Consider the following 15,313-nt stretch of genomic DNA (forward strand, 5'->3'; position numbering starts at 1 on the left):
AGATTAACATGTGATAAAAGATTAATAAAAGAAAAATATGTTTGGCTAACTTTCTTTTGTTTAAAGAATAAATAAATATAATCTTACGTTTAAATAATATCTGATTTTTCCTTGTAACTTCAAATAAGCTGTATTATGAGATTCTCTAAAAATAGAATTATGTTTTTTGTCGCTATGTTATTCATTCAGAATTTTATATTGTGTTTGAATGCACAGAATGATAGTTGTGTAAATGTAATTTCGTCTAAAAGTTGTTTTTCTCAAGATAGCATATCTTTACATGATATCTTTCTTCATAAAGTGGAGAGTCCAACATCTTTTCCTAAGATAAACGATTTTGGATATGTACAAAGTGAACGTCAGATGGCTGATTTAGAATTCTTTAGAAAGAGAGTATCTTCTGATTATCCGAGATGGATTGCACCAGTTGGCTTTATTACATATGGAATTTTATCACAGGAAAATCACTTGATGAAAGAGTTGGATAAAAGTACTAATTATGAAGTGACAGAACATTTTTCTCATCCAATGACTTATGATAACTATCTCCAATTTTTGCCTGCCGCTTCAGTCTATGGGCTCAATTTTTTAGATATAAAGGGGCAGAATGATTTGAAAGATGTGACCCTTATTATGTTGACATCTCATCTTATTATGGCAGGAACAGTAAATATTCTAAAAAATACAACTAATGTTTTGAGGCCGGATGGTTCTTCTTCTAACTCATTTCCTTCCGGGCATACTGCAACAAGTTTTGTTGGGGCACATATTTTATTCCGAGAGTATATTAGTTTTTCTCCTTATATTGCTTTTAGTGGGTATTTAGTATCTTCGGCTACCGGAATATTACGGGTTTTGAATAAGCGACATTGGGTTAGTGATGTCTTTATGGGTGCTGGTATTGGCATTCTGAGTGTAGAAATAAGTTATTTTTTACTTCCATTAATTAATAATATTTTGTATCCAAATGTGAACGGAGTAAAGAAGCAATTAGCAATAGTGCCGAATTTGGATAGAAATCAATATGGTTTAGGGTTGTCATATGTATTTTAAGTAGGATAACAGTTTAAAATAGAGTAGTTAATATACTTGTTGTTTTCGAAAATATTTTTATCTTTGCATCCGCTTTGCGTAATCTCTGACGGGAGAGACTCGTGTATATTGCGTATTTAAACAATAAAACCATATAGAAATCATGGACTTAGTTAAAGTTGCAGAAGCAGCATTTGCCACAGGAAAAGAGCATCCTAAATTTAAAAGCGGGGACACAGTGACTGTTGCTTACCGTATTAAAGAAGGTAACAAAGAGCGTGTTCAGCAGTATCGTGGTGTGGTTATCAAAATCGCAGGACATGGCGAAAAGAAACGTTTCACTGTTCGTAAGATGTCAGATAACGTAGGCGTAGAAAGAATCTTCCCTCTCGAATCACCATTTATTGACAGTATTACTGTAAACAAAGTGGGTAAAGTTCGTCGTGCTAAATTGTATTACCTTCGTGGTCTTACAGGTAAAAAAGCCAGAATCAAAGAAAAAAGAGTTGTTAAGCAAGCTTAATTTCTTTATCTGTCCGTTGCACGGAAAAAATATAGAAGAGTCTGTTCGCAAAACAGGCTCTTTTTTATTTCTGCGATTATTCGCATGGAGGGCATTGCGTTTAGTTTATCTATATCAGGGGATAAATAATTAAATAAGACTTACCGGAGTAAGAGTAGATGGGTATTCCGTTTCTTTTTATAGGTATAATAGATTACCTTATTCCGAATTATTTTTAACTTTAATGCTTTGTCGTAAATCTTTGTATTTATTACTTCGCTTATTTTCAAAAGACTTATATGAAAGACTTTATAATATCAGAATCAAAAAATGAACAAGCTGTTCTTGTGGGTATTATTACACAGGAGCAGACCGAAGAAAAGGTGAAAGAATACCTTGACGAGCTTGCTTTTCTTGCCGAAACAGCAGGTATTATTCCCGTGAAAAATTTCACCCAAAAACTCGAACATTCTAATCCTGTTACCTTCGTAGGTACAGGGAAACTGCAAGAGATAAAACAATATATTGAAGACTATGAGATAGGAGTTGTTATTTTTGACGATGAGTTATCTCCTAAACAAATACGTAATATAGAGAAGGAGTTACAGGTTAAGATACTTGACCGTACCAGTCTTATACTTGATATTTTTGCTATGCGAGCACAGACCGCATATGCAAAAACTCAAGTTGAGTTGGCTCAATACCAATATTTATTGCCGCGATTGACCCGTATGTGGACTCACTTAGACCGTCAACGAGGGGGAGGAGCAATGATGCGTGGAGTGGGGGAAACTCAGCTCGAAACAGACCGCCGTATTATCCTCGATAAAATCACAAAGTTAAAAGAAGATCTAAAGGGAATAGACCGACAGATGGCTTCGCAACGTAAGAATAGAGGTAAGATGGTACGTGTGGCCCTTGTTGGATATACAAATGTAGGTAAATCTACTTTAATGAACTTGTTGAGCAAATCGGAGGTTTTTGCGGAAAATAAGCTCTTCGCTACTTTAGATACTACTGTGCGTAAAGTGATTATAGATAATCTCCCTTTTCTGCTGTCAGATACCGTAGGGTTTATCCGTAAGCTGCCGACTCATTTAGTAGAGTCCTTTAAATCGACTCTAGATGAAGTACGGGAAGCAGACTTATTGGTTCATGTAGTAGATATCTCCCATCCTAATTTCGAAGAACAAATAGAGGTTGTAAATAAGACATTGTTGGAAATAGATAAAGAGGAAAAGCCGACAATGCTGGTATTCAATAAGATCGATGCTTTTACATACAAACCAAAGGATGAGGATGATCTGACTCCTGCTACAAGGGAAAATATATCCTTGGAGGAATTAGAAAGATCATGGATGAATAAACTACATAATGATTGTATATTTATTTCTGCGAAAAATAAAGTGAATATAGAGGAGCTGAAAGAAAAGGTATATAGTCGGGTTAAAGCTATTCACATAGAGCGTTATCCGTACAATGATTTTCTTTTCCAAAAGTATGACGAAGAAATTGACGAAAGCAAGTAATGCGGAAAGCGATTACACATATAAAAGAATCATTAGACGCGTATTATCCCGAAAGTGAAATTTCGGGATTTACGCGTATTATAATAGAGTATTTTACCGAAAAATCTTATCCACAGGCGTCTATTAATAATATAGAATTCTCAGAAGAACAACAGGCTAGGTTAAAGTCTATCTTAGAAAGACTCAAAGTGTATGAACCCATACAATATATATTAGAAGAAACAGAGTTCTTCGGCCTTCCTTTTTTTGTGAATCACAATGTGTTGATACCTCGTCCAGAAACAGAAGAGCTGGTTGAGCTTATACTAAGAGAAAACAAAGGGCCTGGATTAAATGTGTTGGATATTGGTACCGGTAGCGGCGCAATTGCCATTGCGTTGGCTAAACAGTTGAATGCGGCACATGTTTCGGCATGGGATATATCTTCAACATCTATAGATGTAGCAGTACTAAATGCTAAAAAAAATACTGTAGATATCTCTTTCGAAAGGATAGATGTATTAGCTGAAGTTCCTATGGGAAGTAGATACGATATTATTGTGAGTAATCCACCTTATGTGTTGGAGAGTGAGAAAGGCTTGATGGAACAAAATGTATTAGACTACGAGCCTCATAAGGCCCTGTTTGTTCCAGACACAGATGCTCTCTTATTTTACAATCGTATAGCAGATATTGCTCTCGGTTTATTGAATCCGAAAGGCAAGTTATATTTTGAAATTAATCAAGCCAAAGGTCAAGAAACAGTTGCTATGTTAGAGGCCAAAGGATTTGTCAATGTCGCACTATTTCAGGACTTAAGTAAAAACGACAGAATGGTCAGGGCAGAACTAAAGTATAGCAAATGAAACTTTCTGAACCACAAGCTCTTAATCGTATTGCTGCCTATTGTTCTAAAGCGGAACGATGTGAATTTGATGTGCGTAAAAAACTACTCGCATGGGAATTATCGGACGATGCTGTGAGGCGTATTATTGAGAGATTGAGAAAAGAGCGTTTCCTTAGTGATGAACGTTTTAGCAGGAGTTTTATAAACGACAAATTGAAATTCAATAAATGGGGTAGAACGAAGATCATTTATGAGCTAAGAAAAAGAAATATACCGGAATCTGTTTATCTTCCTTTATTAGAAGAACTGTCGGGAGATGAATTTGAAAAGCAGTTGATGCACATTTTATCAGTAAAAGCAAGGTCGGTAAAAGCAAACACTGAATATGAAAAGAAGACGAAATTAATCCGTTTTGCTTTGGGTAGAGGATTTTCTATGGAATTAGCTATTAAATGTGTAAACAAATTGCTCGGCGGCGATTATGAAGACTATAGTTCATAATTTTCTCAATCTGTTTTTTCCTGACCTGTGTGTAGTCTGTAATAACAGATTAACTGAAGGGGAGCAACATATTTGTACTGATTGTCTACTCTTGTTGCCCAAAACAAATTTTCATCTTCAAGCTGATAACCGTTTAGAGCAGTTCTTTGCTGGGCGGATTCCATTTCGACATGTTGCAGCCTATGCTTATTTTGTAAAAGGAGGAAGCATACAAAGTATTATTCATGAATTAAAATATAAACGGAATCCTAGAATAGCATATTTTATAGGCGAACTTTGTGGAGAGAATATGAAGGGCAGTCAATTTATTGCAGATATAGATCTTCTTGTACCTGTACCCTTACATCCCAAAAGAGAGAAAGATAGAGGGTATAATCAGTCGTTGGAGATATGTAAAGGAATATCCAGTGTTACAGGTGTTTCTATAGACAATCGCACGCTTATTCGAAAAGTGAATAATAGGTCTCAGACAAAGAATGCACGGTTCGATAGATGGAAGAATGTGGAAGATATTTTTGATCTTACCAATAACGAAGCTTTTGCAGGTAAGCATGTTTTATTAGTTGACGATGTGATTACTACCGGTTCTACATTAGAGTCTTGTGCCAAAGAGATACTCAAATGTGAAGGTACTGAGATTAGTATTTACTCAGTAGGGACAGCAGGCTAATCTTAGGTCTATCTTTTCGACATGTCATTTATAGAAAATCTTTAAGTAATAGACGAAATAACGATATCAGTATACTGACCAAAAGTATAAATAGGGTAGTGACCTCCTTTTCATTTAATGTAAAAATCTTACCTTTGCATCTCAGTAATTCATTTGAATAATAAAGCTTATGTCACAACCGTCTATTCCAAAAGGAACAAGAGATTTTTCGCCCGAAGAAATGGCGAAGCGCAATTATATTTTCGATACTATTCGTGAAGTATTTAAACTATATGGTTTCAGACAGATCGAAACTCCTGCAATGGAGAATCTATCTACTCTGATGGGAAAGTATGGTGAAGAAGGAGATAAGCTGCTGTTCAAAATATTAAATTCCGGGGATTATTTAAAAGGGATTTCTGATGAAGCATTATTAGAACGGAATACCAATCGCCTGGCTACTCAAATCAGTGAAAAAGGACTTCGTTACGACCTTACTGTTCCTTTTGCTCGCTATGTGGTGATGCACCGCAATGAGATTACCTTTCCTTTTCGCCGCTATCAAATACAGCCGGTATGGCGTGCCGACCGTCCTCAAAAAGGGCGTTATCGAGAGTTCTTTCAATGCGATGCCGATATTATCGGGTCCGATTCGCTTATCAATGAAGTAGAACTTATTCAGATTATAGATGAGGTATTCAATCGGTTTGGGATTCGTGTAGGCATCAAGCTGAATAACAGGAAGATTCTTTCCGGTATCGCTGAGATAATAGGCGAATCGGATAAAATAACCGATATAACCGTGGCTATAGACAAGCTTGATAAAATTGGCTTGGAGAAAGTAAATGAAGAATTAGCCTCGAAAGGCATTCCTCAAAAGGCAATAGAGCAACTGCAACCCATTATATTGCTAGAAGGAAATAATCAGGAGAAACTGGATACTCTTAAATCTGTTCTTCAAGCTTCTGCTACAGGAATAAAAGGTGTAGAGGAGTTAGAATTTATATTAAACAAACTGCAAATTATCGGTATACGTTCTCAATTGGAATTGGATCTGACTCTTGCTCGTGGGTTGAATTATTATACAGGTGCAATCATAGAAGTGAAAGCTTTGGATGTCCAAATAGGGAGTATAACCGGTGGAGGACGCTACGATAACCTTACAGGTATTTTCGGATTACCGGGGGTTTCGGGTGTTGGTTTTTCATTCGGTGCTGATCGTATTTTCGATGTGTTGAATCAGCTTGATCTATATCCGAAGGACTCCAGACAAAACACTCAAGTCTTGTTTGTAAACTTCGGTGAAAAGGAAGAAGAGTATATCCTGCCTTTGATAACCAAGGTGCGTAGGGCAGGCATATCTACTGAAATATATCCAGAAGCTGCCAAAATGAAAAAGCAAATGTCTTATGCCGATGCAAACAAGATCCCTTATGTAGCTATTATCGGAGAGAATGAGATGGCCGAAGATAAGATAATGCTCAAGAATATGGTTACCGGAGAACAGAAACTTCTGACTGTAGACGAATGTATATCTGAGATAGCATCACACTAATATAAAGATGTTTACATATAGTATAATGGAGAGAGTAATCTTACTCTCTCCATTTTTGTTAAGGCTTTATTATTTGACTATTATTTCTATTTGGGCCGACTTCACACCCTTGGCTTTAGCTTCGAAGATAAGCTTGCCTTGCGTTTCACCAGCCTGGACTATTGATGTCAGTTGTCCATTAAATACAGGCATCTTAGGCAGATGAAACAGATCTAAAGAGGTAGGATCTCCATTAGCGGAAGCTTTGTATTTTCCATTACCGCTTACAGAGAAAGTAATCAGGCGCTGATCGTCCGGACATAGGTTACCATCTTTGTCTACTATTCTTACATTGATGTATGAAAGGTCTTTACCGTCGGCAGATATATTATTTCTGTCGGCTACCAGTTCTATATGGTGAGGCTTTCCTGCTGTACGGATAGTCTTCTCATCCGCTTTATTTCCATTTTGGTCATATGCTATTACCTTCACTTCGCCTGGTTCGTAAATAGCATCCATCCACATCAACCGATAACGGTTTTGTAGGGTAGACTTATTCTTGCTTTGCTTGCCATAGCTTTTCCCATTAATAAAAAGCTCGGCAGTAGGATAATTCGTATAAACGAATACAGGTGTTTTTTGCCCTTCACGTCCTTTCCAGTTCCAGTGAGGAAGAATATGAAGTGTGTTTTCATTTTTATTCCACAAACTCCGGTATAGATAATACCTGTCTTTAGGGATACTCGCCAAGTCTATAATACCGAACATAGAGCTATGATTTGGCCATGCATCGGTATCGTAAGGCGAAGGTTCACCCAGGTAATCGAATCCTGTCCATACGAACTGTCCCATAGTCCAGTCGTGATCATCGGCTAAGGCAAAATCATCGTCAGGAAGGTTTGACCAGTAGCAATACTCCATATCGTAAGAAGATGATTGATGATCTTTGTATAGAGCATCAGGTTTTTTCTCTACGGGGAATTTATATACTCCCCGTGAACTGACAGTGGAAGATGTTTCCGTACCTAGAACCAGATTCTGAGGTAGCTTTCCGTACGCTTCCAGATAGCGATGTGCCCTGTAATTGAAGCCCGGAACATCCAACATAGCAGCAAATCCATTATTCAACACGCAAGTAACCTGATCCATACCGCAGGTGACAGGGCGTGTAGGATCTTCACGGTGGCAAATGTTTTGCAGGAATGATGCCACTTTATAACCCTCCGGGCTACATTGGGTAGGAACCTCATTGCCAATACTCCACATCACTACACTCGCATTGTTGCGATAGTTGCGTAGCATATTTACCATATCTTTTTCAGCCCATTCGTTGAAGTAACGATGATAACCATTCAGGCATTTAGCAATGTCCCATTCATCGAAAGGTTCTATCATCATCATAAATCCCATTTCGTCACACAGTGCGACCAATTCCGGCGCAGGCATATTGTGAGCCGTCCGAATGGCATCACATCCCATATCCTTAAGTATAGTCAGTTGGCGGCGCAATGCGGCAATGTTGATGGCTGCACCTAAAGGGCCTAAATCATGATGATTGCAGACTCCTTGAAACTTACGTTTCTTACCATTCAGAAAGAACCCTTTTTCTGCTATCAGTTTTATATCCCTGATTCCGAAACGGGTAGTATATTCATCTATTTGCTTGTTTCCTAAATATATTTTAGAAACAGCATTGTACAAAAAAGGTGTTTCGGGTGACCATAACTGAGGCTTTTCGACTATAAAGTTTTGCTCAAAAGGTTTGTTATGGTTGATTTTTAATGTATTGTCTTTCGTTGCAACTACGTTACCTTCAGGATCTTTAATTTCGGTAACAATTCTTATATCTGCATTATCCGAGTTTTCTATCTCGGTTCTGAGTTTTACCGCAGCATATTCTTGCGAGACAAAAGGTGTTGTAAGGTAAGTTCCCCAGACAGGAACATGTACATCCTCTGTAATTATAACATGTACATTCCTATACAAACCTGCTCCCGGATACCAGCGTGACGATTGAGGGCGGTTTTCAAGACGAACGGCTAGTGTATTATTTTTTCCGTCTTTATTGATCAAATCTGTAACATCACAATGGAATGAATTATAGCCGAAAGGCCAAAAACAGGCTTCTTTTCCGTTTACGTATACTCGAGCTTCGCTCATGGCTCCATCAAATAAGAGGGTTACACGTTTTTTTTCTTTTTCGAAATTAACCGCATCAAATTTGTTTCTGTACCATCCTGTTCCTACATATGGCAGTCCCCCGGTACGTCCTGTTTTCACTGTGGCTACAGTTTCACCATTTTGAGTAACGGCTACTTCTTGTAAATCATGTTTGCGGTCGAAAGGTCCATAGATTGCCCAATCGTGAGGAACCGTTACAGTCTCCCATGATTTATCCGAAAAGTCTATTTGCATTGCATCCGGAAAATCTCCTTTGCTAAATTTCCAATTTTTTTCAAGTGTTACTTTTTCACGAATTTTCTGTCCATGTGTGTATATAGCTATGCTCCAGACAAAAATAAATAAGAGAGTCTTTTTCATATTTATATTTTAGTATATTATCAATCAGCTGATTTTCAATCTTATTTTTGTTAAAAGGTGACAAAGGTAACAGATTTTTAGCTGTTTTTCTATTGTAACCTTTTTATCGGCATATAAATCTATTATTCAGTTTATATACAGATAATTGTATTTATTTTTCATCGTGCCACCTAAATATATCATCCATTTAAATATTTATAAGATAGAATTATAGAAGTTTTCGATATCTTTCCATTTATAATAGGGGAGAATATCGCTTTTTACAGGAGGTATAAGGGTTTCGTTCTCGTTAAGCATAAACTTGACAATAATGTCATCTGTTTTTTTATGACGATAAAATATTATCTGTACATTCCCGGCCATCGGAGCCACTTTAAAATCACTCCATACCTTGTAATAGTCTGTAGGATCAGAAACGCTCGCATAGCATCCTTCAAGATGTAGGAGGGATGCCAAGGGGGTAATATTGCCATCGTGACCGAAGCGTAGAGTTGCGCTTTTATTTTTCGATACGATAGTCTCATTTGCTGAGTTTATAATGTTTTTTAATAGAGGCTTGGCATCGTTCATCATTAGTCCTTTATTAGAAGCTGCATTACCACCGCAGGTATATAAAGAGTAATTACTGCATTGCCAGAGATCGAATAATTCTTCCTTATCGAATAAATCATAAAAAGAAACGCTGCTGCTTATATTCTGCATATTGCTGGCTACTCTGAATAGGGCTTGCATTGTAGACTCAGGGTTTATCCTTTTTAGAATATATGTGCTATCGGAAAAGAGTGTGTTTATAATACGGTCAGGGTGTACATGTTTGTTTACAAATTTGCGGTATTCTTCTCGCCAAGGACCTTTCGAAGATTTGAATTCTTGTGACTCTTTCGTGTCGTGACAGAGATAATTCATGTGTTTATTACTGGCTTCCCGAGTTATATTAAGAGAAGTGTTTAATTCTTTAAGTCTTTCACAAAAGGCGTCCATACTGAGTACGCAGCGCACAACCAATGTTGATCTGGCAGAAATGGATATTCCGTTACTAAAGATATCTGGGTAGTTAGTGTACATACGTTCTGCAATGCCTCGCATCTGATCCACCCCCAGAGGGGACAGGTCTCCTCCATGCCCTTCAACTTGATTCCATACTTTTTGTAGACGAGAATATACATCTTCACCAAGAGGAGTAAGTGACTTTGCCGTATATGCCTCCTCGAATACATCGAGTATCCATTTGTAATCAGAGTCATTGACCAGATAGCGGGAACCATGGCGGCTGTAGTGACTTATATAGAAAGGGTTATAATCTTTTGGCGGAGCTGTATAAGGCTTGATGTCGTGTACGGGGTAAGCATACTGAACCCCTCCTGTTTTTTCAGGGGTATCAAATATTTCCTGTTTGGAAGTTTGTCCCCAAAGGGTAGTAAAATAGATGACAGCTAAAAATATCATTACTAATTTTCTCATGCCTATCGATTTAGAAAAAGAGTGTATCACAAATATACTGTTTGCGATACACTTTTTAGGTTTATATTTTTAGTTATTTAGGTTAATATCCGGTATTTTGCTTCATATTGGAGTTTGCACTCAGGTCTGTTTCGGGTATCGGGTACAAATTGTATTTTGTGTCAATAGCTTTACCTTCTGCTACACCACCTTTAAATTCCCATAGGTAATCGCCTGATGTAAATTTATCAAAGCGGATAAGGTCTGTGCGGCGTGTACATTCCAGATGTAGTTCTCTGGCCCGTTCATCCAAAATGAAGTTCAGAGTTAATTGTCCTGCATTTATATCTCCCGAATTGTTACCATAAGCGCGCTGGCGTACCTTGTTTACGTAATTGAGAGCATTTGCGGAGGCATTTCCTTTCGAATCGGTTCCTCCTCTCAAGACAGCTTCTGCATACATCAGGTATATTTCGGATAGACGAAACAATGGAAAATCGGTTGAGGCTCCGTCGGCTGCGGTGTTTGATGCTGCCTTACCATCATCTGTGAGGTTAGTCCATTTCTCGAAAAGGTAACCTGTGAATGCATCTTTCATCGTTGTAACATACTGAGATTGCCCTTTTTTGAAGAACATGGCTCTTTTGTCTCCATCATCAAATTTGGAAGTTAGAGCACCTTTTGCCCTGAATGAAGTCCATCCGCTTTCCACTCCGTAATCAGCCGGATTCTGTTCTTTGTTTGAACTTGAAACTGCTGCACAGATAAGATATGAAGTTGCGCCCCAGCTCACTGTATGCGTGGCATCGATAGAGAAGGCAAATATAATTTCATTTGTTCTTAGATGATTATCTGCATTAAATAATAGTGGATAATTATTTTCCAATGTAAATGGATTGCTGATGATTTTATTGCAGGCATCTATACATTCCGTATAATAAGATTTGTCTGTATATACTTCTGCATTGAGATAAAGTCTTGCCAATAATGAATTTGCTGCTGCTTTACTCACGCGCCCGTATTCAGCCTGTGATGATTCCGGTAGTTCAATTTCGAGTGCAGACAATTCTGAAATAAGGAAATCAAACACCTGTTTTTGTGAATATTGAGGAGGGAAAAATCCTCTTATACCTACAGGATCGGCTTCAGTAACAAACGGTATATTCCCAAATAGATCTAATGCATGCGAATAAGCTAGCGCTCTTAAGAAACGAGCCTCAGATCGGAAGGACCGTAGCTTCGTTTTTTCTGAATCTGAAAAACCGGATATCCGATCTTCTGTTGCATTGCGTAAAAACTCGTTACAAATAGAGATTGTGAAGTATATTTGATAGTACATGTCCGATACAAAAATGTCCGATGCATCCCATTTATGCTGGCAGATATTGTATATTGTTCCCGACCATGTATATGCCACTTCATCGGTAGGTAATTCCTGTAGGTTTATGTATGAGCGCATGTAGTCATAGCCCTTATTCGTTGAAAAATCGGCATTTCCTCCACCCTTTTCTTGCCCACAGATAACAAAAGAAGCATATAACTTGGCTAGTGCCATCTTATAATTTTCTACACTGGTGTATACAGTTTTACCTGTTTCTTCTATATGCGGATATTGATCCAGATCGCCTGTACATGATGTAAATAAGCCTGTAAAAAGGATACTCATCAAAAATATATGTCGAATGATTTTCATTTTGCTATTGATTTTATTGGTTATAAATTAGAATTGTAAACCTACATTTATAGAATAGACTCTTGCTCGAGGATAGAAAGATGACTCTATACCTTGGTATATTTCAGGATCAACTCCCGAATATCCGGTTATAGTAAACGCATTCTGAACCATGCCTGTTATATTCAGACTGCACCAAGGTGATATCTTACCGAAGTTGTATCCTAGACTAATATTATCCATTTTAAGGAAGTCTCCGCTCTCTAAATAATAATCAGATAAGTATTGAAGATTCTTAAAGCCTGTTTCAAGATAACTTTTCGAAAGATTATTGATTTGTGCCGTATTCCACGACAGAACCTCCGAGGCTCCTAGTTTCATTGCATTGTTGTTAAAAACTTTAGCTCCAACGCTTGCTCTTAGAGAGAACCCTAGTGACCATTTTTTGTAGCGAAGCTGGCTATTCATACCGAATAAGAAATCGGGTATAGGTGAGCCGGCAGCATAGCGGTCGTCAGAATTGGTCAGTTCATCTTTGTGTAGATCCTCGTATTTGCCTTCTATTGGTTTTCCATTATCGTCATATACTTGTTTATAAAGATAGAATGTATATGGAGTGTACCCTTCTTTCATTATTTGAAGGTAATTTCCACCCGATGTAGCTCCTACATATGTTATAGGCGTTTTAGCCCCTTTTACTAATGATAGATTTGTAATCTTCATTTTTTGCCATGTCATATTATAAGCAACATTCCATCCCCAGTCTTTAGAGTCGATAAGAACACCATTTAAGGTAAGCTCTATGCCTTCACTCTTCATATTACCGATGTTAGTAGTCACATTTTTATCAAAGTTGGCTCCTGCCGGAGATGGTACTGTGGCTAATAGGTCTTTTGTTTTACGTGTGTAATAATCTATTTCGCCCGAAAGTTTGTTGTTGAATAATCCAAAATCCAGGCCGATATTATACGATTGAGTGCTTTCCCATTTCAGGTCTGGAACATAAGCTTCCGGACGGTAAGTATAATAGTATTTATCTCCGAAAAGATATTGCGCACCATCCTGACTTATGGTGTATCTTGGGATGTAACTATAATCGTCTACCCCATCTTGTTGGCCTGTAATACCATAGCTGAGGCGTAATTTCAGGTTACTTAAAGCATCTGCATTTTTCAGAAAATTTTCTTCTTTTATGCGCCAAGCTAAAGCGACAGAAGGGAATGTACTCCATCTGTTATCTTTAGAGAATCGTGAAGAACCGTCTTGACGAACTGTCGCAGTCAGTAAGTATCTTGAATCGAATGTATAATTCAAGCGTCCGTAATAAGATAGCAGGGTATGCCTGTTATCGGTAGCAGCTACGGCCGATTGTATTTCTCCGGCCACATTAACTTCCTGATAAAATTCAGAACGGGATTTCCATTTTTGATAATCATATCCGGCAGTAAAGTCTATTTTACTTTTTATATCTTTCAGATCTTTTGCATAATTTAAATAGAATGTAAATAATTGATTATCCTTTTCCTGTGGCCCATATCCATAGTTACGGCCTCCTGTTGTGTAGTATTGAGCGGCTTCAGCGGGAACAGAGATATTACCTTTTCCCTTGGCATAATCATAGCCTAAAACCATATGTGCTCTTAGTTCAGGCAAGAAGTGGAACTTATAATCAGCATCGAAGTTTCCGACAAATCGTTTTACATCACTTTTCGAGTCGTATTGTTTTAACAGGCCAACCGGATTCACCACTTGTCCGGCAATAGAAGGAGTTCCTTTAGATGGCTCGAGAGGTTCATTATAACCTCCGAAATCATTATTGCCTGAATATACTCCGATTGTAGGGTTATATGCAGCAGCATTGTAAATAGCTCCTGTATTGGCAAATCTATTGTTATTTACAGATCCTTTGGCATTTACATTGATCTTTAAATGATCGTTAAAGAGCGATGGAGACAATGTAATGCTACCGGTGAAGCGCTCAGCATTGTCTGTTTGTAGTATCCCGTTTTGATTATAGTATCCTGCTGATAATCGGATAGGCATATTTTTAGTAATGCTTGTGGACACACTCACATTATTATCCGTACCATAAGCAAGTTGAAATATTTCGTCGTTCCATGTTGTATTCTGATTCCCTAATAATGCTTTTTGTGCATCAGTACCGATAGAATTTATAACAGAACGATATTCATCAGCATTTAGCGTACTGCTATATTTTATTAATTGTTGTACAGAATGTGTGGTTGAGACGTCTATCTTCAGTCCCTTTGATCCTTTTTTTGTAGTTATCATAATAACGCCGTTAGATGCTCTTGACCCATAAATAGCTGTAGAAGATGCATCTTTTAGTATTGTCATGTTTTCGATATCAGCCGGATTTATCATGCTCAGAAAGTTGCCACTGTTGCCACTGATACCACCTGTTTCCAATGGGACTCCATCAAGAACGATGAGAGGATCGTTGCTGGCATTTAGCGATGCTCCACCACGAATACGAATTGTGCTTCCCGATGTAGGTGAACCACTACTTGAAACAATTTGTACACCGGCAACTTTACCGTTTATCAATTGTTCAGGTGAATTTATTAAACCTTGATTGAAATCTTTACTGCTGACACTGGTAATAGATCCTGTCAAATCTTTCTTTTGTTGAGTTCCGTAGCCAATAACAATTACTTCGTTCATTAGCTGCTCCTTCGGTTGCAGTGTTATGTTAAATGTTTTTCCGGATGAAACAGTTACTATTTGCGTTTCGTATCCTAAATAAGAGTATTCCAGTTGGTTTTTATCTTCGGGCAGATTTATAGAATATCTACCATCAAAGTCTGTTGTTGTACCCAAAGTTGTTTCTGAAACTTTCACTACAGCTCCGATTATTGGCTCTCCGGTTTCATCTATTACGGTTCCGGTCACCGTTTTTGACTGGGCAGCTACCACTAAAGGAGCCATAAGCAGTAAAGCCAACGCTAGAATATAGCGAAATGAGATTAGTTTTTTGTAGTAATTACAATTTTTCATAGTTACAATGTTTATATTTATTAAGGACATTACATTAAGTTATTTCATGGTATTATAGCCTTTAGTCCA

General features: G+C 37.7%; 11 protein-coding genes. 7 read left to right on the plus strand and 4 right to left on the minus strand.

Annotation, left to right across the window (positions count from 1 at the left end; translation table 11 throughout):
• Positions 1 to 135: 135 nt before the first annotated feature.
• The 7 genes from JGH11_RS09190 (at position 136) to hisS (ending at position 6,594) form a co-directional block, all read left to right on the plus strand.
• Positions 136 to 1,053 carry a phosphatase PAP2 family protein gene (locus JGH11_RS09190; RefSeq protein WP_236263937.1) on the plus strand — a complete coding sequence of 306 codons (918 nt, stop codon included), beginning with the start codon at positions 136 to 138 and terminating at the stop codon, positions 1,051 to 1,053.
• Between the two features lie 142 nt (positions 1,054 to 1,195).
• On the plus strand, positions 1,196 to 1,555 hold the full coding sequence (gene rplS, locus JGH11_RS09195; RefSeq protein ID WP_201111287.1) for a 50S ribosomal protein L19: 360 nt from the start codon (positions 1,196 to 1,198) through the stop codon (positions 1,553 to 1,555).
• A gap of 278 nt (positions 1,556 to 1,833) precedes the next feature.
• The gene (gene hflX / locus JGH11_RS09200; protein ID WP_201111288.1) at positions 1,834 to 3,063 is read left to right on the plus strand and encodes a GTPase HflX; all 1,230 of its coding nucleotides are present in this window, start codon (positions 1,834 to 1,836) and stop codon (positions 3,061 to 3,063) included.
• Positions 3,063 to 3,908: a peptide chain release factor N(5)-glutamine methyltransferase gene (prmC, locus tag JGH11_RS09205; RefSeq protein ID WP_201111289.1), complete on the plus strand. Its 846-nt coding sequence runs from the start codon at positions 3,063 to 3,065 to the stop codon at positions 3,906 to 3,908. The genes hflX and prmC overlap by 1 nt, the downstream gene beginning before the upstream one ends.
• On the plus strand, positions 3,905 to 4,390 hold the full coding sequence (locus tag JGH11_RS09210) for a regulatory protein RecX (RefSeq protein ID WP_201111290.1): 486 nt from the start codon (positions 3,905 to 3,907) through the stop codon (positions 4,388 to 4,390). The genes prmC and JGH11_RS09210 overlap by 4 nt, the downstream gene beginning before the upstream one ends.
• On the plus strand, positions 4,371 to 5,060 hold the full coding sequence (locus JGH11_RS09215) for a ComF family protein (RefSeq protein ID WP_201111291.1): 690 nt from the start codon (positions 4,371 to 4,373) through the stop codon (positions 5,058 to 5,060). Before JGH11_RS09210 ends, JGH11_RS09215 begins: the two co-directional genes overlap by 20 nt.
• 169 nt (positions 5,061 to 5,229) lie before the next feature.
• A complete protein-coding gene (gene hisS / locus JGH11_RS09220) occupies positions 5,230 to 6,594 on the plus strand; it encodes a histidine--tRNA ligase (RefSeq protein ID WP_201111292.1) in 1,365 nt (454 codons plus the stop codon).
• Positions 6,595 to 6,663: 69 nt separating this feature from the next.
• Here hisS and JGH11_RS09225 read toward each other — a convergent pair whose 3' ends face one another.
• From JGH11_RS09225 to JGH11_RS09240, 4 genes are all read right to left on the minus strand, one after another.
• Positions 6,664 to 9,114, minus strand: coding sequence for a DUF4982 domain-containing protein (locus JGH11_RS09225; RefSeq protein ID WP_201111293.1), 2,451 nt, complete (start codon positions 9,112 to 9,114; stop codon positions 6,664 to 6,666).
• Between the two features lie 195 nt (positions 9,115 to 9,309).
• Entirely contained in the window at positions 9,310 to 10,575 is a 1,266-nt protein-coding gene (locus tag JGH11_RS09230) for a histidine-type phosphatase (RefSeq protein ID WP_201111294.1), read from the minus strand.
• Positions 10,576 to 10,657: 82 nt separating this feature from the next.
• Positions 10,658 to 12,247 (minus strand): RagB/SusD family nutrient uptake outer membrane protein, encoded by a 1,590-nt coding sequence (locus tag JGH11_RS09235; protein WP_201111295.1) that lies wholly within the window; start codon positions 12,245 to 12,247, stop codon positions 10,658 to 10,660.
• Between the two features lie 27 nt (positions 12,248 to 12,274).
• Positions 12,275 to 15,244, minus strand: coding sequence for a TonB-dependent receptor (locus tag JGH11_RS09240; RefSeq protein ID WP_201111296.1), 2,970 nt, complete (start codon positions 15,242 to 15,244; stop codon positions 12,275 to 12,277).
• Positions 15,245 to 15,313 lie beyond the last annotated feature (69 nt).

The organism is Dysgonomonas sp. Marseille-P4677, from assembly GCF_016652235.1.
Lineage (GTDB): Bacteria > Bacteroidota > Bacteroidia > Bacteroidales > Dysgonomonadaceae > Dysgonomonas.